At 40.4% G+C, this 26,378-nt stretch carries 30 protein-coding genes; 5 read left to right on the forward strand and 25 right to left on the reverse strand.

All coding sequences use genetic code 11. The features are described from left to right. Positions 1–25 precede the first annotated feature (25 nt). Complete coding sequence (locus AC58QG_RS03705) at positions 26–1,213, forward strand: MFS transporter (RefSeq protein ID WP_497360754.1); 1,188 nt, start codon at positions 26–28, stop codon at positions 1,211–1,213. A gap of 351 nt (positions 1,214–1,564) precedes the next feature. On the opposite strand, the gene AC58QG_RS03710 is transcribed toward AC58QG_RS03705, so the two are convergent. From AC58QG_RS03710 to AC58QG_RS03780, 15 genes are all read right to left on the reverse strand, one after another. Continuing rightward, the gene (locus AC58QG_RS03710) at positions 1,565–3,091 is read right to left on the reverse strand and encodes a YVTN family beta-propeller repeat protein (RefSeq protein ID WP_497360755.1); all 1,527 of its coding nucleotides are present in this window, start codon (positions 3,089–3,091) and stop codon (positions 1,565–1,567) included. Positions 3,092–3,770: 679 nt separating this feature from the next. After that, positions 3,771–4,052, reverse strand: a complete 282-nt coding sequence (locus AC58QG_RS03715; protein WP_497360756.1) for a hypothetical protein — start codon at positions 4,050–4,052, stop codon at positions 3,771–3,773. Between the two features lie 187 nt (positions 4,053–4,239). After that, positions 4,240–4,683: a GyrI-like domain-containing protein gene (locus AC58QG_RS03720; protein WP_497360757.1), complete on the reverse strand. Its 444-nt coding sequence runs from the start codon at positions 4,681–4,683 to the stop codon at positions 4,240–4,242. 197 nt (positions 4,684–4,880) lie between these two features. Beyond that, on the reverse strand, positions 4,881–5,306 hold the full coding sequence (locus AC58QG_RS03725; protein ID WP_497360758.1) for a VOC family protein: 426 nt from the start codon (positions 5,304–5,306) through the stop codon (positions 4,881–4,883). A gap of 47 nt (positions 5,307–5,353) precedes the next feature. After that, positions 5,354–6,097 (reverse strand): class I SAM-dependent methyltransferase, encoded by a 744-nt coding sequence (locus AC58QG_RS03730; RefSeq protein ID WP_497360759.1) that lies wholly within the window; start codon positions 6,095–6,097, stop codon positions 5,354–5,356. A 150-nt stretch (positions 6,098–6,247) separates the two neighbouring features. After that, positions 6,248–6,583, reverse strand: coding sequence for a thioredoxin family protein (locus AC58QG_RS03735; protein WP_497360760.1), 336 nt, complete (start codon positions 6,581–6,583; stop codon positions 6,248–6,250). A gap of 144 nt (positions 6,584–6,727) precedes the next feature. After that, on the reverse strand, positions 6,728–7,156 hold the full coding sequence (locus AC58QG_RS03740; RefSeq protein WP_497360761.1) for an organic hydroperoxide resistance protein: 429 nt from the start codon (positions 7,154–7,156) through the stop codon (positions 6,728–6,730). Between the two features lie 65 nt (positions 7,157–7,221). Continuing rightward, positions 7,222–7,365, reverse strand: a complete 144-nt coding sequence (locus AC58QG_RS03745; protein WP_497360762.1) for a hypothetical protein — start codon at positions 7,363–7,365, stop codon at positions 7,222–7,224. A 3-nt stretch (positions 7,366–7,368) separates the two neighbouring features. Further along, the gene (locus AC58QG_RS03750) at positions 7,369–8,466 is read right to left on the reverse strand and encodes an alpha/beta fold hydrolase (protein ID WP_497360763.1); all 1,098 of its coding nucleotides are present in this window, start codon (positions 8,464–8,466) and stop codon (positions 7,369–7,371) included. Between the two features lie 325 nt (positions 8,467–8,791). Next, entirely contained in the window at positions 8,792–9,052 is a 261-nt protein-coding gene (locus tag AC58QG_RS03755) for a MerR family transcriptional regulator (protein WP_497360764.1), read from the reverse strand. Positions 9,053–9,086: 34 nt separating this feature from the next. Then, positions 9,087–9,722: a GOLPH3/VPS74 family protein gene (locus AC58QG_RS03760; protein WP_497360765.1), complete on the reverse strand. Its 636-nt coding sequence runs from the start codon at positions 9,720–9,722 to the stop codon at positions 9,087–9,089. A gap of 422 nt (positions 9,723–10,144) precedes the next feature. Continuing rightward, positions 10,145–11,224, reverse strand: a complete 1,080-nt coding sequence (locus tag AC58QG_RS03765) for a mandelate racemase/muconate lactonizing enzyme family protein (protein ID WP_497360766.1) — start codon at positions 11,222–11,224, stop codon at positions 10,145–10,147. A 172-nt stretch (positions 11,225–11,396) separates the two neighbouring features. Further along, entirely contained in the window at positions 11,397–11,984 is a 588-nt protein-coding gene (pgsA, locus tag AC58QG_RS03770) for a CDP-diacylglycerol--glycerol-3-phosphate 3-phosphatidyltransferase (RefSeq protein ID WP_497360767.1), read from the reverse strand. A 58-nt stretch (positions 11,985–12,042) separates the two neighbouring features. Beyond that, a complete protein-coding gene (locus AC58QG_RS03775) occupies positions 12,043–12,744 on the reverse strand; it encodes a hypothetical protein (RefSeq protein ID WP_497360768.1) in 702 nt (233 codons plus the stop codon). A gap of 154 nt (positions 12,745–12,898) precedes the next feature. Beyond that, entirely contained in the window at positions 12,899–13,276 is a 378-nt protein-coding gene (locus AC58QG_RS03780) for a hypothetical protein (protein ID WP_497360769.1), read from the reverse strand. Positions 13,277–13,458: 182 nt separating this feature from the next. Here AC58QG_RS03780 and AC58QG_RS03785 point away from each other — a divergent pair, with 182 nt between their 5' ends. Continuing rightward, positions 13,459–13,644 carry a PLDc N-terminal domain-containing protein gene (locus AC58QG_RS03785; protein ID WP_497362771.1) on the forward strand — a complete coding sequence of 62 codons (186 nt, stop codon included), beginning with the start codon at positions 13,459–13,461 and terminating at the stop codon, positions 13,642–13,644. A 295-nt stretch (positions 13,645–13,939) separates the two neighbouring features. Continuing rightward, positions 13,940–15,037 carry a glycoside hydrolase family 88/105 protein gene (locus tag AC58QG_RS03790; protein WP_497362772.1) on the forward strand — a complete coding sequence of 366 codons (1,098 nt, stop codon included), beginning with the start codon at positions 13,940–13,942 and terminating at the stop codon, positions 15,035–15,037. A gap of 465 nt (positions 15,038–15,502) precedes the next feature. Here the strand turns inward: AC58QG_RS03790 and AC58QG_RS03795 are convergent, their stop codons facing one another. From AC58QG_RS03795 to AC58QG_RS03805, 3 genes are read right to left on the reverse strand one after another with little or no spacing between them, the layout of a single operon-like run. Beyond that, positions 15,503–15,850: a hypothetical protein gene (locus AC58QG_RS03795; protein WP_497360770.1), complete on the reverse strand. Its 348-nt coding sequence runs from the start codon at positions 15,848–15,850 to the stop codon at positions 15,503–15,505. Then, on the reverse strand, positions 15,851–16,102 hold the full coding sequence (locus AC58QG_RS03800) for a hypothetical protein (RefSeq protein WP_497360771.1): 252 nt from the start codon (positions 16,100–16,102) through the stop codon (positions 15,851–15,853). Between the two features lie 47 nt (positions 16,103–16,149). Further along, on the reverse strand, positions 16,150–16,962 hold the full coding sequence (locus AC58QG_RS03805) for an alpha/beta hydrolase family protein (protein ID WP_497362773.1): 813 nt from the start codon (positions 16,960–16,962) through the stop codon (positions 16,150–16,152). 267 nt (positions 16,963–17,229) lie between these two features. Between AC58QG_RS03805 and AC58QG_RS03810 the strand changes: the two genes are divergently transcribed. Beyond that, complete coding sequence (locus tag AC58QG_RS03810; RefSeq protein WP_497360772.1) at positions 17,230–19,245, forward strand: hypothetical protein; 2,016 nt, start codon at positions 17,230–17,232, stop codon at positions 19,243–19,245. Between the two features lie 227 nt (positions 19,246–19,472). On the opposite strand, the gene AC58QG_RS03815 is transcribed toward AC58QG_RS03810, so the two are convergent. From AC58QG_RS03815 to AC58QG_RS03845, 7 genes are all read right to left on the reverse strand, one after another. After that, positions 19,473–20,273, reverse strand: coding sequence for an aminoglycoside phosphotransferase family protein (locus AC58QG_RS03815; RefSeq protein WP_497360773.1), 801 nt, complete (start codon positions 20,271–20,273; stop codon positions 19,473–19,475). A gap of 317 nt (positions 20,274–20,590) precedes the next feature. Next, positions 20,591–21,043, reverse strand: a complete 453-nt coding sequence (locus tag AC58QG_RS03820; RefSeq protein WP_497360774.1) for a hypothetical protein — start codon at positions 21,041–21,043, stop codon at positions 20,591–20,593. Between the two features lie 81 nt (positions 21,044–21,124). Further along, the gene (locus AC58QG_RS03825; protein ID WP_497360775.1) at positions 21,125–21,928 is read right to left on the reverse strand and encodes a LysM peptidoglycan-binding domain-containing protein; all 804 of its coding nucleotides are present in this window, start codon (positions 21,926–21,928) and stop codon (positions 21,125–21,127) included. Positions 21,929–22,110: 182 nt separating this feature from the next. Next, positions 22,111–22,539, reverse strand: coding sequence for a VOC family protein (locus tag AC58QG_RS03830; protein ID WP_497360776.1), 429 nt, complete (start codon positions 22,537–22,539; stop codon positions 22,111–22,113). A 223-nt stretch (positions 22,540–22,762) separates the two neighbouring features. Then, positions 22,763–23,452 carry a DUF1361 domain-containing protein gene (locus tag AC58QG_RS03835; RefSeq protein WP_497360777.1) on the reverse strand — a complete coding sequence of 230 codons (690 nt, stop codon included), beginning with the start codon at positions 23,450–23,452 and terminating at the stop codon, positions 22,763–22,765. An 18-nt stretch (positions 23,453–23,470) separates the two neighbouring features. Beyond that, a complete protein-coding gene (locus AC58QG_RS03840) occupies positions 23,471–23,980 on the reverse strand; it encodes a DinB family protein (RefSeq protein WP_497360778.1) in 510 nt (169 codons plus the stop codon). A 194-nt stretch (positions 23,981–24,174) separates the two neighbouring features. Continuing rightward, entirely contained in the window at positions 24,175–24,654 is a 480-nt protein-coding gene (locus AC58QG_RS03845; RefSeq protein WP_497360779.1) for a hypothetical protein, read from the reverse strand. A 942-nt stretch (positions 24,655–25,596) separates the two neighbouring features. On the opposite strand from AC58QG_RS03845, the gene AC58QG_RS03850 reads away from it, so the two are divergent. After that, positions 25,597–26,235: a hypothetical protein gene (locus AC58QG_RS03850; RefSeq protein WP_497360780.1), complete on the forward strand. Its 639-nt coding sequence runs from the start codon at positions 25,597–25,599 to the stop codon at positions 26,233–26,235. Positions 26,236–26,378 lie beyond the last annotated feature (143 nt).

The raw sequence follows: 26,378 nt of genomic DNA on the forward strand, positions 1-26,378 counted from the left end.
GATTTCAATGAAAGGAATGAACATCATGAATCGTAAACTTCTTGTTTATATTGTTGCGTTTGCTGCATTTCTTGGGCCGTTCACACAAACGATTTACACCCCGGTGTTACCCGAGGTTGCCAGTCAACTACACTCCACCTCATTCGTCGTAAACTTGACGATTTCAGTGTTTACCTTATTTCTTGCCATCATGCAGATGATCTATGGTCCGCTCACTGATTCGAAGGGGCGTCGCAAAGTCATGCTTTTCGGAATATCGCTGTATGTTATCGCTTCGGTCGGGTGTTTCTTCTCCGAAAGCATAGAGCTGCTTATAGTATTTCGAGCTTTGCAGGCTATCGGAATTGCTGCGGGATCAGTTGTTGCCGTTACGGTCATAAGCGACTTGTTCGATGGAAAAGAACGCGGTCAAGCGATGGGAACCTTTCAGATGTTGGTTTCGTTAGGCCCTGTTCTTGGGCCGGTCATCGGAGGTTTTCTTAGCGGGGTGTTCAATTTTCACTCCGTGTTTCTCGCTCTTGCCGCAACGGGTATGGTTGTGTTGATTTTCAACTACCTATATTTGAAGGAAACGAAGCCGGACAACGTGAAAGCTGGCCGCTTTCAACTGCGGGATTTTGCAGCGATTCTTCAGAATCGGATTGGATCGTCCATTATTTATCTAGGATTTATTCAATATTATGTATTTTACGATTTTCTTGTCTTTCTTCCGAACATTTTAAGCGATCGTTACGGCTTGTCGGCCGAGCAAAAGGGACTGGTATTTCTGCCGATGTCGCTTGGCATCGTAGTTGGCAGTTATTTAGGCGGAAAAATCCAAGCAAGGGTAGATGGAGAAAAGCTGCTTGTTCTGACAACTTATCTAAATGCGATTTCGGTTTTGTTTTTCCTCATCTTTTACTCAATTTCATTACCATGGCTGCTGGCCGGAATTATCTTCTTCGGGTTATCCCTTGGGCTTTCGCTCCCGGTGCAGACGACGCTGCTGACTGGAGCTTTCACGAAAAACCGTGCGACAGCCGTCGGAGCGTATAATTTTTTTCGTTATATGGGAATGGCATGTAGCCCGATTGTTGGGAGCCTAATCTACCATATCGGTGGCTATATCCTGTTGTATGGTTTTATAGTGGTCGTATTTCTGGCTTTTGCCTTGCTGTTGTCGCGGCGTCACCTTGGCGCACAAGCAAATAGTCCGTCCCTTGAAAAGGGATGAATTCGGAATTGCCTTGAGTCAGTAATACAATGAATTATTGTTATTATCATCCCACAACCATCGTTTCTAATACGACGATAGTTTTTTGTATCCTTCATGAAACAAATACTGCCTGATGGAGTGACTACGCTCTGGCGGGATTTGTTTTCGCATACTACGTATCTACAAACTAATTGTCAATATCATGCTCATTTACTCAACGCGGCAGGCGTGTTGGATAACGATTTAACACCTATACAAAAAAACCTACAGCATTTGCCGCAGGTTTTTTTATTTGGGCTTGATCAACTATATAGGAAAAATCCTTCTATAGAATGCAACAGTTGATACGAGGGATACGATTCTTGAATATTATGGGTTCACAGCGACACTTCTTGGATTTGATCCTACTGGAATCGTTGCTACAACCGTATTTGTAATTCCGTTAATAACGGAAACATTGTTACTGTTAAAGTTCGCTGCGTAAATTGCGTTTGTTAAAGGATTGACAGCGACACCGAATGGGTGAATTCCAACTGGTGTATTTACAACCACATGCGTAGCCCCGTCTATAATGGAGAGATTGTTGCTGTTGTTGTTTGTTACGTAAATACGGTTCGTATTAGGATTGGCAGAGACACCTTCTGGATTTAAGCCTACTGGAATCGTAACTACAACCGTATTGGTAATTCCGTTAATAACGGAGACATCGTTGCTGTTAAAGTTCGCTACGTAAATCGCGTTTGTCAAAAGATTGACGCCAACATCTCTTGGATTTACTCCAACACCAGGAGAAGCAATAACTGTATTCGTTGCCCCGTCTATAACGGAGACAGTGTTGCTGTTTTGGTTCGCTACATAAATACGGTTCGTGATAGGGTTGACAGCGACTCCAAATGGATTTCCTACTACTAGAATCGTAGTTACAACTGCATTCGTAGCTCCATCAATAACGGAGACATTGAAGCTGTTTATGTTTGCTACGTAAATACGGTTCGTATTGGGATTCACAGCGACACCGAATGGAAGTTGTCCCACTGGAATTGTAGCAATAACCGTATTTGTTATTCCGTTAATAACGGAGACATTGTTGCTGGTTGCGTTTGTTACGTAAATACGGTTCGTGTTAGGATTCACATCGATGCTGACAGGCTGTAATCCAACTGGGATGTTCGTAATGACACTATTTGTAAACCCGTTAATAACGGAGACAGTGTCGGCAAATTGGTTTGTCACATAAATTCTATTAACAGAAGTAGGAATAGTAGGACTCGCCGGTCCTATTGCGCCAGTTGCGCCAGTTGCTCCTGTTTCACCTGTTGCGCCAGTTGCTCCTGTTGCTCCTGTTGCTCCTGTTGCACCTGTTGCACCTGTTACTCCAGTTACCCCAGTTGCTCCTGTTTCACCAGTTGCACCTGTTACTCCTGTCGCTCCAGTTACACCAGTTGCGCCCGTCACGCCTGTCGCTCCTGTTTCACCTGTCACTCCAGTTGCGCCTGTCACTCCAGTTGCGCCTGTCGCTCCAGTTACACCAGTTGCGCCCGTCACGCCAGTTGCGCCTATTTCACCAGTTGCACCTCTTACTCCTGTTGCGCCAGTTGCACCAGTTGCACCTGTCGCACCCGTAGCTCCTGTCGCACCCGTCGGACCTATCGGATATTCAGGAAATTCGATTTCAATTTCTTGTCCATTGTAAAGTTCAATCTCAATTTCCTCGACCTGAATCCAATCAATGTCTTCTAAAAAATCCTCAAGTTTGATTTCTCTTTCAGTTGAGTCAACATCTTCATCGAACTTCAATTTGTATTCGACACCATTAAAATACTCGATCTCAACTTTTTTGATTTTAGTAATACCCGCATCTATTATTACTTCTATTAACTGAGCAAGTTTACTCAAAATCCCAGCACCTCCCTTAGTCCATCATACGTATTCCTATCATATTTGTTTGGACTTAATGGTAATAGAATAGTAAAACCCAATAAAATGCCTTTGACTATTCATATATAGTAAGGTGCGGAGCCGAGTAAACGTTTACGAAATCAAAGAAAGAGTAAAACCCGGGCGTACCCCCAAACAAAAAACACGCTACCAGTAGTAGCGCGGATCATTAATCATCATATAGACTTTCAGTATCTTTGTTTGTACATGAATTCTTTAACACTACTTGAAAAGATTAATACCACGCTTGTTAAAATAGAAGTGACTAACATAAGTATTGTTATGACATTCAATATCATGGGAGCGTTTGAAGCTACTTCTCCTGCAATTAATGTATATATCAAAGTGAAAATATTTAATGTATTTACAACGATGTATATCCATTTAGCAATTTGTCCTCCGTTATAAATAAAAACACAAAGGATAGTCATAATTATTAATCCTATCATATTGTGGGATATTCCATTAAGTAAACTCATAACTAATATCATAATAAAAAGGATTAGATTAGTTAATACAAGTAATTGGAGAATTCTTTTGCCCCTTATTTCCTGCTTCTGAATGAAATCTTCAACTTGCACCCTCGTCACACCCTTCTTTTAGCTCTCGTTAGCTGAATGGGTTGAGCGTTCCTGATTCATGATATTCTCTTGAATAAACGGTAATACACATAAACGCTAATGAAATAAATCGGAAATAAAATTAGCCCTGCAAAAGCAGAAAACAAAACAAATTCAACCTTTTTACTTTCATTATCTGAATCAAAATTTATAAATCCATAAACAACCAAGAAAAACCATAATACGGTTAGTAAATATCCAATTATATAAGGCAGTTTCATTTCTTCACTTCCTTTAGAAATAAACTGGAGAAAGATCTCATTTTTGATTTGAGATATATTTTTTTTCGTAAATACCATGTCAAACAATCCTACCAGTTAGCGTAGTGAAGGGCTGCCACGAGACAGCCCTTCAAATGTTTATAAACTATCAATTCACCATAAGTTTTCTTGTAGAGCGTTACCCGGTCGTTTGAAATACGTATAGTGGCCAACACGATGATCCGCATCACGGTCGGGCAAAATACGTTTGCCTGTAAAGAATCTTTTATTTGGATGGAATGTAAATATCAATTTGACTATCTTTGTTTTCTAATGAATGAATATCGTTCCAATATTCGATATCTATAGGTCTACCACCATACGTTTTATTGATAAAATCATATGTAGTTCCAATTTGGGATTCTGCTCCTTGATGAATAATTTTCATAAAACGTCCAGCCGGTAATGTGTAAGTAATCATATCGTTAGGAATTCCATCGAAAGTTGTCACAGAGTAGGCAATCACATGTTGATATGGTACATCGGGAGTCCAGTGACCGTCATGAGGATATATTTGAATTAAATACATCCCTGAGCTTATCCTATTTTCTATTTCAAACTTTCTTTTATCTAATTCCTCACGTAGAGTTCCGCCAATTCTCGATTCGATGACCTTGTTTAGACTTTCCTTTATTGAAAAGCCAACCAACTTAATCTCTTCTCTCTCCATAGCACTGACTTCGTAAGTAATAATAAAAAATCCCTCCTTATAATGGTAAATATATCCATAACAATTATATGAAATATTTGACACCATGCAAAGATAAATATTTGAGATAGACTGACATTTTAGGATATTGAATGAATAATGTGTTTTTCAAAATAAAGAGCAGGCTGCCGTAGCACCTGCTCAACAAATAGTTGTTGTTAGTAACTTTTTCGTTTGGAAATTGGATGATCTTCTTTCAGCTCTAACAAATCCCATAGGTTACCATATAAATCTTTAAATACTGCAACAATTCCATACGATTGTTCTTTTGGTTCTCTCACAAATTCAATTCCTCTTGAGATCATTTCATTATAATCTTTCCAAAAATCATCAGTGTTTAAAAATAGAAAAACTCTACCACCTGTCTGGTTACCTATAAATGCCTCTTGTTCAGGTTTAGATGCTTTTGCAAGTAATATGGTGGTGCCGACTGAACCTGGTGGAGATACTACAACCCACCGTTTATCTTGTTCTGGCTGATAAGTATCTTCAACTAATTCGAAATTTAGCTTCTTCGTATAAAACTCAATTGCTTCATCATATTCAAACACAACTAGAGCGATATGTACGATTGATTGAACCATTTATTAACTCCCTCCAGTTTGTCCTCGTTAATTTAATAATAAAATAGCTATTTACTAGCTAAAATAGTAAATTCCCATGGAATATTTTCATTATTCCAACCACGATGTTCATCAAATTTTTCTAATTTGAAACCTGAAGTGATTACTGAATTAATAATCTCACTAAGTGTATATAATCTAACAGATACATCTGGAAAATGTTGCTGTTCATTCTCATCAAAGAAACCCTTATATGCTAGGTCTCCATTTCGTAATTCCTTGTCAAAATAATTGACTTCTTCACTACCGGTAACAATACATTTCCTTAAAGGATGGAAATCACTTAAGACCATTTTCCCTTCGTTTTTAAGCAATGAATAAAGAATAGACATGAATTTTTCAATATCATTAAAATAGTGTAATATTCCTCCTTCTAGATAAAGCATGTCAAAATAGCCTCCATATTTTTTTAAGTCTATATCATAAATATCAGTGACTATATAATTAATAGAGGTCCCTGCATATTCTGCCAGTTCTAAAGCATATTTTTTATTTTCTTCTGAAATATCAAATACAGTTACTTCTGCTCCTAATAAAGCTATTGGAACTGCTTTTCTCCCATTTGACCCACAAAGATTGGCAATCTTTTTTTCTTCCATGTATTCGAAATACTGTTTATGCTTTTTAAGACATGCTTTTGGGTTTTCTAATATTTGATTAGCTTTATCTTTAGGAGTGCCGTGACTATTATTCCAAAATTCATATGCTCGATATTCCCAAGCCTTTTTATTTTGTTTGCTTTGCTCATTCATTTTAAATATCCCTCCCTTTTCACAATTGCCCACACCATTTAATTCCATATATCATTGAATTATCCTGCTCATTTTAATGAGCAAAAAGGAGCTGCTTCAATGCAGCTCCTGCGCTATAGTTTTCCGTTTGCTCAATGGCTTGGCTACTCATTACACGCAAGAATCACCCATGGTTGCATAGCTAATGATATGCTGCTGCAAGACTTCTTTACTTTGCTGCCCAACCCAAGTCTCTAACTTATATCCATCTTTAAACAGTATTAAGGTTGGAACACTAGAGACACCGTATTCAGCTGCGAGTTCTTTTTCCTGATTGATATCAACTTTAGTAACGGTAGCCTGATATCTTACTTCTTGAGCCAGCTTCTCATCAATGGGAAGCTGTTCTTGACAAGATTTGCTGCTAGGCTCATAAAAGTCAACGAGTGTGATTCCATGATCGATCTGTGCCCTAAAAGTTTCTTTGCTCAATGAATGGATTTCCATCCCGTAACCTCCTCATAAATTAATTTGTTATTTATAGTTCAATGACTGATCCATCGATCGTTGTTTCAGCGGCTACTTTTATTGCCAATATGAGGACATTGAAAACCCCGCTTTCGACAAGCGGGGTTTTTGAGAAATGAATCGTTAGCCAATCACATTCGATATGACTTCGATATTGCCTTGAGTTGCTCTGGCATAAGGACAAACTTTATGGGCTTCATCGACAATTTCCTGAGCTACACTGATATCTACGCCCTTTACGGTAATGTCGAAATGAACTGCAAGTACATAGCCGTCATTCGCATCCTTACCGAGTGAAACATTTGAAGCTATTGAGATTCCTTCCGTTTTAATTCCTTTTTTCCTAATAATAGTTCCCATTGCACCTTCGAAACATGCAGCAAATCCAGCAGCGAACAGCTGCTCTGGATTGACTCCGTTACCTGGGCCGCCAAGCTCTTTCGGATATCTCAAGTCCAAGTTAAGATTGCCATCGCTCGAAACTGCTTTACCTTCTCTTCCACCTTCAACATTTACAGTAGCCGTGTACAATTTCTTTTCCATTGTTATCATAGTAACATCTCCTTTTGACTGGTTTATTTTTCACAATTTTTGCGCAGCTTATCCAACAATATTCGTTAAAACTTCGTTATTGCCGCGTGCTTCTTCAACTGCACGATCATCGTTTCCCATGCAGGCAGCTCCCACTCCTCATCCCAGTCACGAAGCACATGCCCCAAATGCCAATAAAGGCTGGTGTTAAACCCTTCCGGGATGACCATGCGTTAATTACCGAAAAAATCGTTTAACAGTTTCACGGTTTCTTGTGGGCTCTGCTCTGCGATCCAATGACCCGTTTTATCTAATCTGACCATTTTCATGTCAGGTGCATATTGTTTCAGAAACGCTTCAAGCGTATGAGAAGTGGATTCCGAACCACCAATACCGAGTACAGGTACTGACAGCTTTTTATAGGTTTTCAAATCATCAATATCTTGTCTGAATGTTTTATACCACTCGTTACTTGCACGAATCGCATCAGCATTTGAATAGGCCGCATAGTAAATATCTTTCGTTTCTTGAGTCATAGGCGGTTTGTCATACGCCAGATAATCAAAGATCCAATTCTGATAAATACTCATCTGATTGCCTTTCAACAACAGCTCCGGCAATCCCGGTACCGAATTGAGTGCAAACCACCAAGGAAAAATAGGTCGTTCTTTATTGCTCATATCGTAAACTCCCGGAGGCGGCAAGAGAGGAATACCCAGAAAACCTTCGAATGGATGAGGAACATCCATCATTGCTAGTTTTGTCGTAGCCTCTGGGTATTGAGCTGCGTAAGCATAAGCAACCTGTGCCCCGATATCATGTCCCACCATATGAATCTTGTCATAACCAAGCTCTTTTACCAAAGCATGAATATCTGAAGACAATGTCTTCTTATCATAGCCAGATAGAGGCTTGTCGGAGCTGCCCATTCCACGATATTCAACGACATACACATGATATTTCTTTGCTAGTTCCGGCATAATTTTGTGATACGCATACCAATTCTGCGGCCACCCAGGAAGAAGGAATAGCGGGTCACCCTTACCACCTTCAACATAGTGAAGCTTGACTCCGTTTACCTTTTTGTATCCGTTTTTGAATCCGGGAACCTTCTTAATGAGCTCCTGATCAGAATACATGTTTGTGTCAACTTCGGGTTCGGTATAATGCTGTGTAATGCGAACCATTGTTGGTTGTGTATCAGACATTGTTGAAAGCAGGGAACTTGAAGCCGTCACATTCTCGTAGCCTGCGCAAGCTGAAAGAAAAAACGCCATCATCAGCATACAAGCAGCCAACAATCCGAACACTTTTGCATTTCCGCTAAACATCACAATTCCTCCGCATAAGCGCATCTGTAGATGGCTATTTTATTGATTTTTTTGCTGCCTTCCAGTTGCAACACCATTATTATTGGAAAGATGCACCGTTGTTATTACAATGAGTTCATTATTCCGCTGCTCGCTCTAATTTCGTCGGATTCTATTAGATTTAACCACACATAAACGACAAATAAGGAGCAAACAAGTCCAATACCTTGTCTGCTCCTTTATTTTTCATCAATGCTACTCATATACAAATTCTACCTCTTTGAGCTGAATAATACCCACCATGGATAGGCAGGCACTGGAAATTAATTCATACCCCTGCCAGAGTTCACAATAATAATTTTTCTTTAATTTGTTTTATAGTCAATCCTTCTTCTTCTTTCATTACACGAATTTCCTCGAGTCGCTTTAGTGCTAATTCACGCGGGTATCTTCTTGTCAATCTTATATCCTCTTGCTCAAATGAGATCATATCCTCTTCCGTGTAATATTTAATGGTGCTGTATCGAACTCCAGAAAGTTCAACCAACTCACTGATACTCACATACTCTGATGATAAAATTTTATCTAAGCTTCTTTTTCTCCCCATATTTTTCTCCCTTATGTTACTGCAATACTTGAATCTAATATCCAGAATCAATACTTTGGATAGCTATATCAACCGTTCTAATTTTTTTATAAATGTCCTCTTTACGCAATATCTCTAGTTTTTGCTTTAACGTTTTTTGTTCGTAATCAGAAAAATAATCGTTTAGCATACTTTTAGTGTTTAAAAATAACACCAAGGCTATTGTATGTTCTTCTACATTCCCATGTTCTAATAACTCAGCTCGAATTTTCTCCACGATGTGGTTCCGTGTATTTGCAACATCCGAATATTTTTTTACTGGAACAACAAATAAAACTTCCGTATTTTCAATCTCTAGAACTCCTTTATCTACAAGGCTTTCTACAACCATTTTATAAATTTCTTTGTTAAAGTAAAAGTAAGAAACCCACTTCTTTAGCTTCTTTGGTTTCTCAGCGGCAATAATTTCGAGTAATCTGTCAAGATATTTTTCACCTGTGGATGCTGAGTCAGAAATTCTGACAGTATCATCGTCTTCAAATGTAACGTTGCCATTTATAGAAAGTTCCATAATACAAGCTATAACTGTATACAAGGCAACATGCATACGAAAAATAGACTTTAGTTTATTGGTTTCACGATCTAATGCGAGTAAGACAAACTCTTGGGGAATTGATAAATTTTTTAACATGATAGTATCATCCTTTCGAAGACTTTTAACTTACTACTTACTACTTACTACTTACTACTTACTACTTACTACTTACTACTTACTACTTACTACTTACTACTTACTACTTACTACTTACTACTTACTACTTACTACTTACTACTTATGTTATTGTACTAAATACAAAAAGTCAAAAGGTTTTTTAAACAATTTTCAAATCACATAAATCCTTTTATTCGTCATAACTGCCCGTTACTCCAACGAAATTAAAAAGAAGCCTGCCAACAAGCAAGCTCCTCCAATATCGTTCTCCGTGAGACTAACTCTCCTGAGCAATTAAACTAATCTGATCAAAACGCTTCGCCATTAGAATACTTTATTTAACTCTTGTATGTTTTTTTAATTAACCTGAGATCAAAATAGCCTCTCGGTTTCACTAATAACTACTCGATAACGTACTTCTGTATAATCTCTTCACGGAATTTCAGCCCATGCCCGGGGCGATTCCAAACGGTAACCATACCGTCCTTGATTTGAGGAACCTCTTCAAACAAATCATCGTACCAATCCATGTACTCTATGTAGACTCCGTTGGGAATGGCGGCAAAAACCTGGATTTGAAGTTCCCACGCCAGATGAGGAGTGACCGGGATTCGATGTGCGCTTGCCATATTGGCGATGCGGAGCGCTTCGGTAATCCCCCCTGCTCTGAGGTTGATCATCAGAATGTCTCCGGCTTTCCTGTCAATCAGGTCACGAAACCCATATCCTAAATACTCGGTTTCGCCGGTCGTAATCCGGATATCCAGCGCTTTGGCGATCTCCGCATGACCAATGATATCGTCTGCAGGAACTGGTTCTTCGAACCAATATACGCCCAACTTTTCCAACTCTCTTCCGAACTGAATCGCTGTTGCCACATCAAGCCCCTGATTCACATCAACCATAATGTCAATATCCGCACCCAACGCTTTTCTAACGGCGGCCACCCTTTTCAGGTCGATTCTTAAATCCGGGAACCCTGCTTTCATCTTGAACGCTTTAAATCCACGAGAAATATACCTTTCTGCTTCCTCGACGAGCTCCCCCTCAGTTAATGCCATGAATCCAGCGCTTCCATAGGCTTTAACTTGATCCGTAAAAGGCCCAAGCATCGCATGAATTGACGTGTTCTGAAGCTTCCCTGCCAAATCCCAGAGGGTGATATCCACCGCAGATATCCCGTAAAGTGCAACTCCCTTGCGGCCAATCATGTTGAGCGCCCACCAAAGCTTCTCCCATATCTTATTCCGATACAACGGGTTTTCGCCGATTAGCAAATCGGCAATATCACGATCTATGCATGTTTTGATCGTTTCGCTGCCTTGACCCAGAATGGGCAAATATCCCATTCCAGTTATTCCTTCATCCGTCTCAATCTCAACAATGATTGCATTTCTTTTAGTAATGAAAAACGTCGATACTCGAATGGGGGTCGGGAATGGTACGGAAATAAGCTTTGTTTTAACGGATGTGATTTTCATAGTAACCTCCTGCTTAATAAAAAATAGGCCGTTTTTCTGTCCCTACCTCGGAGCCGTACTTTTATTTACGATATACTTTAAATAAGCCAATTCTATGCCTAATTATTTCAATGTGGCGCAACTGTTCGTTACATCAACGAGGCTGCCTATTGATACAGGCAGCCTCGTTCTTTTATGTATTAAGTTTTAGTTTTAAATAATTATTTTTTATGTAATTATATCCTGAATATACAGTCATGATTAAAGCGAGATACATAAGTAATTGATCTACATGAATGTCTGTTATAAAACTAAATGGACGGTTATTTAACAATACTGCTGTAATTGCAACTACTTGTAACACCATTTTAATTTTACCGAATCGATCCGCTTGCAAAGCAATTTTTTGTGAAGAAGCTACTGTTCTAATTCCCGTTATAATGACTTCCCTGGCTATTATAACTAAAGCAACCCATGTATATAGTCTATGCTGACTTACAAGTAGAATCAAAGCTGCAGCAATAAGTAATTTATCTGCCAATGGATCAAGCAATTTACCGAGATTTGTAATTTGATTGTATTTTCTTGCAATATGTCCATCTAATTTATCTGTTATTGAGGCAATTAAGAATACCAGCGTTGAATAATATATTCCGTACAAATCAATATGCTGAATGAATTTATACTTATTAATTAACCAATCTGGGTGCGTGGGAAATAGGAGAATAAAAACGGGGATTAAAAATATCCTTGCGATGGTTATTTTATTCGCCAAATTCATAAAGTACCTCCATAATTCTCAAATAGTAAATACTTACTTATAATACCATATTGGTCACTCAGGGAATTATTGGATTTAATGTTTTAAACTTATCAAATTCTATTATTGTATAAAGTTTGTATGGACTTTCTGTATTATCCCGTTTGAACATCCCCATGTATCCAACATTTTGAAATACAACATACTCTATAAAAGAAAAATCATCTTGGTGGTTAGATTGCCAATAGTAATGTAATTCACGCGGTGACTTATAATATAACCAATCTAAATCTTCAATTGAATAACCTTTATGAGATAAAACCCAAATTCTAAAAAGCACATGTGGATCAATATTAATTTCTGATTTATTATTTTTGTTTTTAATTTCAAGCGCTTTATTATTCAGTAAAATATTAATTTCAGAGTTAGACTGATAGTTATAAACTGAATTTACTTGATTAAATTGACTTGAATATTCTGCAATTCGTGAAATCTCTCTTACTTGATTGACGGTTACCTTCGGCATATAAAAAGTGATTATTAAACAAGCTAGCCCAAAAATTAGTGATCTAAGTAAGAAATTATCCTTAGTTCTAGAAATATAAATAAATCCCACAATTGCTCCCAGCGGAATTAGTAGTCCCAAAACGTCTAAATATAAACTACATATAATATACCCGAGAATGATTTTAATCCATGCTTTAGCATTTAGACTCTTTCTTTGATCGATGTAGGATGATATCAGTAACAGGAATAAACTCAAGGAAATAATCCAATTCATAAATTCCTCCTCTTTTCATTTTATAAAGGCGTATCCTTCAAAATTTAGACGCTAAATTTCCAGTTAAGTTCCATTTAAACACTAATTTAATCCATTTTCAAGCCGTCGGGAATGAGATCAAGTTCTTGTCAAAATCGGGAATGGGACCTCCACCTCATTCATTTACATCATAACCAATTACTTGTTTCGTAAAAGGATTAAAATAAACTGTTATGGGACCTTGTAAACCTTCATAATCGGTATGAAACAGCACACGAACAGCTTTATCCCCGTTAATCCATAACAAACTACGATTAATTTTTGCAAATGTGGTTCTTTTAGGAAGAAACAATTGCTTGATATGTTTTTCTTGTAAAGAAGTAATAGATACTTCGCCTTCCTGCCAATTAATAATGTGTTTATTTTGATTAGTTTCATCCCAAGACCGTTTCAAATAGGCTTTTTCATCAATGAAAGTTGTTGATATTAAGATATAAGCACCAATAAGAATTACCAAAACAGATGAAAACCAAAATGGTTTCTTTAATCTCAAAATAGCCACCTCCGTGGTAAACTAACAATTTTAATGTCTTAAAAGTAAACTGTTTATTTCAACACCATTATTCAGTATCCAATTTTGGAAATCCTTGAAACTTTCTCACTGTGATTTCGTAAAATTAATTGTTCGACAAAGGAGGGTTAAACTTGTCTAGTAACGTTGCATTTAGCTCAGGTATTATTTTATTATTTGTTTTATCATCCTTTGTGCTATTTTTGGCACACATCGTTTTATGCGTATGGGCATATCGAGATAGCATACGAAGAGGTAAAAGCACGGAATTTGCATTAATTATTCTGTTAGCAATGTTGTTTTTCCCAATCATAGGACTGATTGTTTATCTAATAATTCGTAAGGATTAGTTCCAAATCAAAACAAAACGGCAGCCAATGGCTGTCGTCTCTTCGTGTGGATTGAACAATCGTTTATCGTTAGCTTGAAAATTCTATTTAACGCAAGAATGAATGATTTCTCTTCATTTATTCTTATTTTCGTTTAAAAACTATTCATATATTTCACTAAAAACAAATGAAACAAATTAGGATTGACTAGTAGCAAATGTTGTTGCATCATGTTGTAAATAGGTTTTCTGAATGCATTAAGAATTAATAAATTGAATTAGGGGGCAAACGTTTGAAAAATCTTTGGTCTGCGGCGATGTCCGAATCTTTCATGCTACAATATCCTCTTGTATCTGACATGCCATTTCAAAAGAGTCGATGCTGGAATTACGAGAACGGTTGTATTTTAACCGCTTTTGAGCGGATGTTTCACACAACAGGGGAAGAACCCTACTGGCATTACATTAAAAATAACATGGATTTGTTTATTCAAGATGACGGTTCCATTGCTACGTACAATTTAAACGAATACAACGTCGATATGATCAACCAGGGCAAAACGCTTTTCCTTTTGTTGGAGAAAACCGGGGAACCCAAGTACCGTAAGGCTATTGAGTTATTGGTGACGCAATTGAAGGGGCATCCCCGCACCAAAGAAGGCGGTTTATGGCACAAAAAAATCTATCCGTTCCAAATGTGGTTGGATGGCGTATATATGACATCTCCTTTTTTAGCTCAATTTGCACACGTGTTCAATGAACATGAATGGTTTGATGATATCGCCAATGAAATTTTGCTGATGGAGCGCGTCGTCCGCAATCCACAAACCGGACTGCTCTACCACGGATGGGATGAGAGCCGAGAGGAACGCTGGGCCAATAAAGTAACAGGCTGCTCCGAGCATTTCTGGGGACGTGCTATTGGCTGGTACGTCATGGCGATTGTTGATGTACTTGACTTCCTGCCGCTTGATCATCCGCAGCGCGGTCAAATTATCGGTATTTTCCACCGTTTGGCAAAGGCTATTGTCAAGGTGCAAGACTCCGAGAGCGGTTTGTGGTGGCAAGTAATGGATCGTGGCGGTGAAGAAGGAAATTATTTGGAGGCTTCCAGCACCGCGATGTTTACCTACGCACTGGCTAAGGGCGCAAATAAAGGCTATCTTGAAGAATGGGCAATTGAAGCGGCTCGTAAAGCCTACGAAGGAAGCCTAACAAAATTTGTAGAGCGCGATGCTGATGCTTCTCTGCATCTGAACGGCATTTGCAGCGTAGCAGGCCTAGGTAATACGCCGTACCGCGATGGATCATATGCCTATTACATCAGCGAACCGATCCGACGCGACGATCCGAAGGGCTTTGCGCCGTTTGTCTTGGCCTGCCTGGAGATTGAAGCCTCTTCGAGAAAAGCGTAAAGACAAATGGGCCGTCCCATATAGGATAAATGGCCGTCTTGCCGTGTTTGAACAAACGTTCTTCGTAAGCGTAATGCTTAAATACATAATTCTGGGATATTATTCTTAATCTTACGAAAAATTACCACCTTATGCTGTGTCCAGAGGGACGACTCGAAAAGCTGCCGAATACTCGGCAGCTTCTTTTTTACAGTCATCGATAGCGAGACTTATTTCCATTCAGATTTAATATTGAACTATCGTTTGCCGTTAGGTTAATGCCCCAATGCCCTCATTAGCCACTTACTAAATCAAAGCTTCCCTCTTGTTCATTTTTATAAATCTGTATTGGTTCATAACCATGTGCACTACCAAGTCTGTAGATTCGTGTTGCTTCTTTAAAATACAGACGCTTAGAACAAGTGCAAAGTTTTGCATTTTGGAAAATTACTTACTTCAAGACTTTAATGTCTACAAGTTTAGCTTTCAACAAAATATTGAGGTTGAAATTACCTTAGGATAGTGCTCTAAAATAATCGAAAGCATACGTAGATGTCCAAATGGTTTTAAGGGTAAATTCCCATCAATTTGTTGTCCAAGTATGACTTTTCCACCCAAAGTTTGGAATTCATCTAAAGTTATTGTTTCGGAGCATAGACGAATAACTTCTTTACGAGTTAAGAGCATTAATGCTTTAGTCTCCATACTGGGTACTGGTTCGTCGTCTGATGATGCCAGGAAAATAGGAGTTACGCTTTGTACTGAATTCTGATGTCCCACAATCAATGGACGTGGTTCAGTGCTTACATTTTGAAATTTATCAATAGGTTCCAACTATATTTCAATGTCAAACCTAGTATTAGGACAATAAAAAGTCATTGAAGGTGTTAAAGGAGTTATACGCATCTGAGACTCTTCAAAAACCTCACGTTGGGCACATTCCCAAGCCGTTTCGGCCCCTTCTCTATGCCCGCCAAGTCTAACAATAGCAAGTGCCGATTGATCCACAGTCGGTCCCATCATAAAAGCCATTCTTTTATTGGTTAGTACAAACGCTCCAGCTTTCTGAACAACCTGATCATTCACACTGCCACGCCCCCCAAAAGTGAGTCCAGAATCCCAACAAACAATTTTCAACTTCTGCTTTGGAATGTTGGGGTTAATATCCAGTTCGTCCAATAATCCCAAGTCTTTAAACGTAGGGCTTTTCCATGTCCTACTCCTTCAACCAAAAGCAGATCAGTTTTCTTCGCACCGACAGCAATTAATTGGTTATAAAAATTCTCTGTATGGAAGGAACGAATCGTCATGTCTTCCTTCCCATGAACTAAAAGTAATTTACGATTACGAAGGGTTTCTATATATACAGACGGATTTAGAACACTTTTTCCTTTTAAAAATTCACTCCACTCGCCCTCATCAATATTCCGAAAAACATTTTCATGACATCTCTTTAAATATGGCAGGAGTGTTGTTAGGTCATCTTCAGGCTGAGTTGTATCTGAATTTTGATTCGCTGGTTCAAGTAAGGGGCAAAATATAACCGCAGCTTCAGCTAAGTCTGTCAATGCAAGCGTACTTGCAGCTACTCCTCCACCATAACTATTCCCTACCAACACAAGTCGATTGTATGACCATACGACCTCTTTTTCAGTAGCTAAATCTATTGTTTTTCTTTTAGAGAGAAGTTCTACTCCTTTAATTGCTCCTTCTATTGAGCTTGAAGGACCAAACTTTCCATAACTTTGCCAACTCCCTGGGTACCTTGCTTGTAAAACAAGAAATCCAGCATTTGAAAGAGGAACAGCCATATCTTCAGCTATAGGTGTATTGGGTAAACCTGGGCACCAAACGATTCCAACTCCATTTGCATTCTCTGGTTCGGGTAGAAACAAATCGCCAAGAATGTCGTCATTTCGTACGAACGCATGCAAGGCTATATACACCTCTTTCAAAAAAAATTACATTCATTGTATACTCCCTCCTCGAGCTATCTTATTTCATAACAGTATAAATTCCCAATTATCACCACAATTTCCTGCCCGTTTGCGTAGTGCGTTTATAGAAAATTGAAGCGTTATATATTCGCAAATATGTGCATATGTTTGTGTCGTGCAAACAATTCCGTGTGGGCTCTGTTCAGATATGTTAAAAAAAGGGAGTAATTTCAACACCTGTGCCATACCTGTCACTTTTATTTCAGAGGAGGATTTATGGAACCAAGAGCGCCATACCCCTATTTCAAACCCCGTCGGGTCGCAAGCTGGTGGAGCACGCTGGAAGACATCCTATGGCCCCAAAAGTCAATCAAGGACAAAATAAAACGCCGAGCGGAAGGCTTTGCCGAAGCTGGAATCGACACGGCTCTGAATTTCGGCTTCCATATTCGTTTCGATTTTTCCAACTATTTTGGCCAACTGCACGGTTATTTGAACAACGTCTGCGAGGAATTGCATAAGTACGACATCAAGTTTCTTGACCACTACTCCTGCAACACGATAGAACGACCAAGGGATCCGGTGGAATTCTTGAAGCTGCACATGGCGCAACGGCATCACGTCCTACTCCATCATGATCCGATCGCCGCCGAGTACGCCGGGTATGTCGGTTACCGGTTCAACGACCTATGCCAGGTTGACGTGCGAGACGGAAGCCGGGGCTACAGCCCGTCCTACCAAGCGGAGCTGTTCTGCCATAACAATCCGAATTTCCTGGAAATGCACGGCAAGTACTTGGAGCGGCTGCTCCGTGAAGTCGATCTCGACGGCGCACAGATTGACGACATGGCGGACTACGGCTGGTTCTCGACGTGCGCTTGTGGATATTGCCGTGAGCGGTTCATGCGGGATTACGGGCACGCGTTGCCCGACTTCAGGGACAAGTCATTCTGGGGCGACACGTCCGGCACTCCCATCACTTGGGGCAACTACGACAATCCGGTGTTCCGCGACTGGGTCAGTTGCCGAACGGATATCATCGCCGATCACGTGAAGTTGATCAAGAGCTACTTTCACGACAAGCCGCTCACGACCTGCTGCTCTAGCACCGGTCCGATTATTCTCAATGCCGTCTCGCTCAATCTGGAGAAAATGGTGCCCCACCTCGATTTGGTCATGCTGGAAAATTGCGGCATCGGCACCGGCAGCGTGCACTGGGCCCGCACCGACGCCGAAGCGCTGCAGCAAAAAGACATCGCCGCCCACATGGGCAACGCCCCGGCTATCGCGCTCAGCTACACGATCTATGACAAAGGCGGCTACTTGGGCTGGTGCCTGAGCCGGTTCTGGGGCGTCGTGAACTGGAGCAGTACGCTTCCCGGCCGACTGCAGGAAGATCCATCTGAGATGAAAGAAACCCATGCGATCATCGGACCGATCAACAACTGGGAGAAAGCCTACAGCGATCTGGACGGTCAAGTGGGACGAGACGTTGCGGAGGTGCGGGTCGGGAGCAACAGGTACTGCCGCGACAACGGTTGGCGCGATGCGGAAGGCCGCGAGCACTGGGACTGTGTGCTGCGTTGGTCCTGCGTATTCGTCGAGCGGAACATCGGCTACCGCATCGTACGGACCGATGAGCTGGCCGATGCGGCCGCGCTTCAGCAGGAGCGCACCCCGCTCGTGCTCGATGGGGTTGGCTGCGTCTCCGACGCTCAATTCGCGGCGGTGACGGGGTTTCTGGCCGAAGGCGGTGAGGTGTGGCTGAGCCTGCCGTTCGGCACGCACGACGAGCGCGGCTTCCTGCGCGCTCAACCGCTGTCGGACGCGCTGCTTGCCGCGTCCTTTCCGAGCTTGCGCCTGCTGGATGCGGCAAGCGAGGCCACAGCTGCGGCGGCGCTGCAGCAGCTCATCGCGAGCGGCGCGTTCTCGCCGCGCATCCGTCAAACCGCCGGCGACACCGGCTGGGCGCTGCGTTTGCGCGTGCACGACGATGGCCCAGTGCTGCATCTGTTGAACCGCTCGCTCGAAGCGATTCCCGATCCGCAGCTCAAAGATGAGCACAACCATGCTGTCGTGCTGAAGGACTTTCGCTCGCTAAGCACGAATAACCGGCTGAGCTACGAGATCGACTTTTGCGGCACCGGATGCGTGCCATGGACGAGCGCTATTGTCCGCAGCCCCGAGCTTGGGGCGGAAGCACGAGATTTGGTTGTGGAGCGCCTGTCCGACACGGTAGTCCGCGTTTCGATCAACTTGGATGGCGTCGACCTGTATGGGGTAGTTGGGTAAAAAGGGTTTAGACATGACGACCATTAGGCGTACACAAAAGAGCATGCTGCGATCGTAGGCAGCATGCTCTTTTATTATTGGACTTACCAATTAAATGGCTAATTTCATTCATGTTTAACTCTTCTTTTCTCAATGTCATATTCGCTTAACGCATGCATACGAATTCCGAAAATATACGTTAATCCTTCCGTTAAAATAACGTTTCACGCTAGCGGAATATTCGATTTCTATATCCAATCTTCGAAATGATCTGTTACAAAACGAATCTCACTCTCATAGTGCGCCAAATGACCCTCATCAATCATTTTTTGGAAGGCTAGATTCCCGTCGCTGGCACCATTTCTCAACGTATCACACAGTACTGTCAAACGTTGTATAATCCACTCTCGCAGATTATTAGGGTTGGGAATTCCATACGATTCAAAAAACAAATGAATTCGCCGACGGCGCTCTGTGGCGTGTAATTTATATTGGTATTTTATCGTTGTTCTAGAAGAATGGTCTGGTGCAAAACTCGCAAGCGGTACCGATGTGTAAAGGGTGTATGCAATGTCCCACATACGCGGACCTAGGCCTGCCATGTCAAAATCAATCAGCGCTACAGGTTCCCCCTTTTGAAATACAACATTATATAACGCTGCATCATTATGACAGATCACTTCGTGCTCGGCATCGTCTGAATAGCTAAGCTGCCATCTGTTCTCAGTATTGGGAGTGAACGCTTTAGTCACATCATGGAAATGACGCAAAAGGCGTGCCAAACTCACTAGCGTTTCGTCCGACCACATGTACGGTTCAAGTTTTGGATAATCGTTTCCTGCGACTTCCCCAGAAATAAATGTCAATATTTCACGACCAGAGTCATCGATCCCAAGAAATCTTGGTGCACCCTCAAATCCTTGTTTTTCCAAATGTTTGAGTAGTTCATGAACACTCGCACTCCAATAACCTATAGGGCGGCGAACCGTGTTCGCCATACGGACTATTTGATTTACATTACCGCCTTGTAACACTTCTTCCTGACTCATAAGATATCTTACCTCGCTTTTCAGTGCATTATCTATTGCAGATTTTTGCTTGTTAGTTATGGGAGCTACTTTCCTAATAATAACAAAATGTTATAAGTCATTGCTTATAGAGAACAATTATAACTAAACTCCCGCTATCGGAATAGGCCACCGAGCAATTCACCGGCAGCCTAAAAGAGTACATTTCTATGGAGCTATCGTTTCTCGTTAGCGCAATAATACATTAACTTGTCACTTAAAATTGAACTTTAAGCGTAATTCCAACAAAAATTCGGCTTACCACGCTCTACTGCCCGTACTAGCGCGGTTCCTAGCTTTTATTTCTTGACTAGCTCTTCAGGCATTATCCAAATTTGGTTTGTTTTTGTAATTTTTAAATGGAGTGTCTTTTGTTCACCATTCTTTAACCTTTTATAAGTGGTTCCCATACTAAAGATACTTCTTCCTGGAATGAATTGTAATCCACTAACTTTTCTATTTGTATGTACGGCTAAATATTCGTTAGCTTCAATTTCACCACCCGCAACAAGGTTATAAGCAGATTTATTCCAATCCATTTTTATAATCTTTAAATAAGTAGACACTTTGTCTCCAATAATGTTCTGTTTACCTGTCCCTTCAACTAATACTTCTACATCAGCTGGCGTTGAAATAAAATCATAAATACCTAATTCTTGATTCGTACGATCAAGAACTATCAATCTATTCAATATGAAATAAGTTCCGATAAGTGCACATAAAATGAGTGCTAATGTAATTATTGATCTCACACACAAGGTATTCCTCTAATCTGCCCTTTAGCTCAACGCGGCTGCCGATTCATTCCGGCAGCCGCGTAGTTTTTTGATATATTAAAAAGTTACGGGAACTTCCACCAAATCTTGAATGCTGCCGTCGCGGGCGCTGCGTGTGTACACCATCAATGTACCGTTTGGTGTAGTGGGAGATTGATCAAACTGGAGCTGTACGTCGAATACTCCAAAGGCTGGAGCGCCTTGTGCTGCTGTTGCAGCTCGTTCTTTCGTAATGATACGCCCCATCGCGTCGTGAATTTGGTAATTTATCGTCGCTTCGAACGCTCGAGCGCTACCCGTCAACTGCTGTCCGGGAGCAATCCTCGTTCCAGGCAAAGGCTCTAACACTACGATATTCGTCGAGGACGGAAGCGGCACGACCAAACGGAAACCGGGATAAATGACATCAAGTGAAAATCCCTGGCGGTTTCGGTTGGCTCGAATCAATTCGCTCAGCGGTGTTCCGAAACGGCGGGAGATCCTATACAGTGAGTCTCCCTGCTCTACTTCGTATACGAAGGCCGCAATAAATAGCAGCTGAGCGACTCGGAGAATGTCCGGATGCTGTATTTGGTTGAGTCCGGCCAACATATCAACGCTTACAGAGAAACGTTCGGCGATCCTAAATAGTGTATCTCCCTGCTGAACCTGATATAAAACAGAGCTTTGCTCCGCCATACCTGGCAATCTAGCAAGAAGTACTTGACCTGGAAAGATTCGGTTGGGGTCTGAAACAGATGGATATAACGCATTAATCTGCACTAACGACGGTACGTTGGTACCCAATTGTTCAGCAATCGTATACAAGGTGTCACCCTGGTGAACTGTATACAGCAAGTGGGTCCCTGATGAAATCGGCATGGAAACGCAACTCCTCTTCAAGTAGGTTCATACCCATCATATGCCGTATTCGACCGCTAACGTGATTATCGGGGTTCAAACCGTTGCGTAAATCTGCCCGTTACTTAAATGAAGCACAAAAGAACCTCCCGCGACGGAGGCTCCATCTTTGTGTAATTATTTTCTTAACAGTTTCCGAAATATTATTGATGCTTAGGCCATATTGCTTCCAATTGAATGCCATTGTTATCGAAAAATCCGAAACTTCTTGTCGGTCCATTGCTCATCAGTGCGGTCATTTCCACACTTAATTCCTCCAACCTGCTCCTCATTAGCAGACCGGCAGCTTCATCCTGAAGCGCAAAAGCAATATGCTGCAAAGCACCTGGAATAAAGGTTAAGCGCTGCAGCGCTTCGGGATGCGAATGAATTTGCGCCTCAGCGAGTTCGAAGAAATGTAGCCCCCAAGTTTCAGCAGTTGCCCCTGGCTTAATGAAGGCATGCCTCCCGTGAAAGGGATTTTCCGGGAAGATGTTGCTTGATTGCATGCCCAATACTTCCGTATAAAATTGGATTGTTTTTTCTAAATCTTTAGTAGCCATTGCGATGTGGTGAATGCCATACCACTCCATTGTTTCACGTCCTTTATCGATATGTTCGAACCGCGCAAATATTTTAAAGTCAGTATAAATTGTGTACTCGGAGAAGTCTGTCGATTGCTGGATGTTCGTTCGCTAAAGTGGGATCTGCTTGAGTTGGAAAAAACAAAATAGGATCTGCCACGAAGCAGATCCTAAACTATAGTTTACCGTTAGAGTCTAATGTTTTACTGCAATCCGCCGCGTGAATATGGTGTTAGGTGAAGGTCTTGCTTCCCTCATTTGATTTACTCACACAGTTAATTAATAAATAAATCGTTACATACACGGTTCCAATAAATAAGCCAAATAATAAACAAAAGAAAATCGAATTACTTGTTAAACTTCCTTTTATGATTCCACTTACTTTACTCCAATCAGTTAATGCTTCCCAGCTATTTAATCGATATTCTCTTCCTAACAAAATTCCATACCCACCTGCAACTGAAGCTATAATAACAAAACACCAAGATATTATCTTGTTATATAAACTCATTAAAATGTATTGAATTTGATAAAGTGAGATTGCCCCAAGTAACAAACTAGTCCAAGAAAATAAATTTATTACTATAAAATCAAACCAATAAGCAAAATCGATATTCCCATTATTTGTATATGTATCCTTCCTTACAGTTAAATGAATGAGGTCAGTTATAACGTACGGGGAATTCGGAAAGAAAAGTAACCATAGCATCCCTAATAAAACAAGAAAAATAGACTTCACTTTACTACGCTTGTAAATAAGATACACCAAACTAGACAGAACAAGAGGAATCCAAGCCAAAAATAAATTCCAGTTCAAGAAATCAAAATAGGACTTATTTCTATAACTAATATAAACAACAACGTTTACTAAAGACAGAGTTACTAGAAAAATAAATAGGTTTTTATGGTTTAGATCCTTCATTGAAACCTCCTTCAACAATTAATCGTAATTCCAAACTAGCTGACCTTTTCTAATTTTGGCAGCATAGATGATTTGTCCTGTATGATAATGGACCTCTCTAAACATTGCCATCATAAGATTCAAAGCAGTCGTCTCGTTATTTACCTGGCTATATGTAAGAGGGGGCAGATTAAGGAAGGGTTGTGACATTAATAACTCAGGAGAGGATTTGAGATGTTCAAGATATTGTATAAGAATATCAAAAGAATCTCTGGCTTCTGTTATCGCTTGTTCTTTAGACATGTTCAGCCCTTTTTCAAATTCCTTATCTCTATCTCTTGTGTCAGGAATATTTAGGAGAATTGTTTCAATTCGTGAGTGTACCGCACCTCTAATATGAGCAACTAAGTTAGCAATGCTGTTATTTTCCGGTGCTGGTGAAGAAGTAATATCTTCATCGGATAATTGTTCAATCGCTTGAAGAGTCCATTTTTTCTCTGACCTGAACTTAACTAACATGCTTTCAATTAGCTCAAAGGCGATTTCCATATAACGCCCTCCTAGTAAAAGTTTCCATCTGTTAATATTATCAAACAAATGTTCTCCAGCACAATGGGTCAACCATAATTACTTTTACCAATCTAAACTGCTAAGCTGAGAAGGCTGTTGTTCTTTGCTGCCGGCAGCCTTCTCCCTCCTGATGTCTATTGAAATCGTTGATTTTTTTAAGCGACAGTGTTCCTTTATGCTTTACGTATCTTTTTTAAAAGAAACGGAACCGAACGGACTGTCTTTACTTTTTTCAGGATACGGAAGGTTTTTATGATACGAGGCATATCTTGGTTAACCATTCGCTCGAGCAGACGGAGTGGAACTTCATATTTTTTAATCTTTTCACCGTTATCATTATAAAATTTGGAAGGCGGCTCCCCAGGAGTACTAAGGGAGAACACCCGACCATTCGATTCGGTCAGAAATATCAGATAGCTGCCTTGATAGTACTTCTCCCATTTCTTGTGGGTCATCTGGAACACCGAAATCTCAAAAATATCGCCGTATATCTTGCCTTTATATTTGAACATAAAAACTACGGAGTAAATCGATTTGTCATACAATTGTTTCTGTTTTCTAATGACGTAATACGGTTTCCACCTGCGGGGAATATTCAGAATAAATCCGTATTTCTTATCACGGTATAGAATTGGTAGTGGTTTTTGCGGCATATTATACATTCCCTTCTGTTAAAAAATGATTATATACAATATTCATGAGAAAAAAATATGTCTCCAGCGAATGTCAATGCTGTCGAATACAAAAAAACTGCACCATGAGTTGTTAGAAACTGTCCAACAACTAGTGGTGCAGTTGAAAATGCTATCATCTACACAAGCTTTCAATCGAATCTTTTATCGATTTACGTTTACAGCCTATGGAGATGATTTTCGATAACAAAGAAATGATTGAAAATACCAATTACACGTATGTTATTGTTCTCATCTCCTAAAATATGAGAATCCGCTGTCATAAAGAAAATGAGATGCGTGAGTCTTGACGCCAACATATCATCTATAGTATGAAAGCAATCAGAGCTTTCGGTTGGTTCGCAATTAAGTTCATGGACGTTATGCAAATACATTTGATATTCTTTAGAACTTGGTCTTGTAGAAGCCATTACGAACAATAACAGGACGATTATTAATACTGCATATCTTCTCTTCGTAAAAATCCTTTTCCCTCCTAGCCTTCTAATGTTCCCTTCCGTGTTCATGCTTCATTTGTGAAAGTAACTCTCCCACAATAATCACACCATATCAGGCTTACTCGGATTACTTCATCCCAAATTGGCCTATTTTCTTACTATGTTCCTCGTTTTTCTGTTCTGGTATATCAATTATATCCGAAAGTGTGTACCCATCATTTTTCAAGTCAATTAGAACTAAAAACGTGTGGTCAGTTATATTAGATTTTCGTATGATTAGCATTTTTTCACCCCACTATCTGTTCTTCTCATTCATCCATAAAATGGATTTCAACAAATGATAGAGTTATCCTTCAAATTTCACGTATGTCGGTATCAAGAAGCCAAAAAAGGCGTAATCTAGTAGTTAATCGCCTTTCCTAGTACTTCGTTAAGTTCATATTATAATAGAAAGGAGGGAACATATATGGAAGAGAGTATGATGAACAAATTGAATCAAATTCGAGTACGAAAAAGCGAGACGGTCGTTAACATCGACAATCCGTCCGGCTTCCGTTTAATCGGCAAAGGAAAGCAAGGAGCTGTTTTTCAAATCGATGAGCATCGTTGTGTTAAAGTGTACTATCGCGAAGAAAGTTGTCAGCAAGAGCTACATGGCTTAACACTGGGAGGACAAGCGGGTATTTGTCCAAAAGTACATTTTTGGGGCAGTAATTTTATTGTGATGGACTATTTGACTGTTCCAAGCTTGTATGATTATTTGCAGCAAAATGCGTTGTCTCGATCATTAGCCGCAAGAATTTTTAAACTTCTGGATACGTTTGAGGAGGTCGGATATAACCGGTTTGATCACTCTGCGCGTCATATTTTTTTGATGCCGGATGAGAGCATGAAGATTATCGATGTCGTCCACGTGATTAAGCCGACTCCGGTTTATTTCGCGCAAAAACTGATTTCGGATATGGGACAATACGCTCCGGATTTTATCAACTATGCACGTGACATCAGTCCAAAGTGGTACGATCATTGGGTAAGTCAACCAGATTTTGAACAAGTTATGAGTATGATAAAAGAAAAAAACGCGGATTCAAACGACAACGAATAACTTTGTCCCTCCTTCCTCCCTATACGTCAATCCGATGATCTCAGTATAGGGGAGGTATTATGTATGTAAAATACTCGTTTACGCGACGAAAGCCGCATAAAACGAGTATTTTTTCACTGGTATGCGGTGAAGTAACTCTTAAG

The organism is Paenibacillus sp. J22P169 (assembly GCF_059691995.1).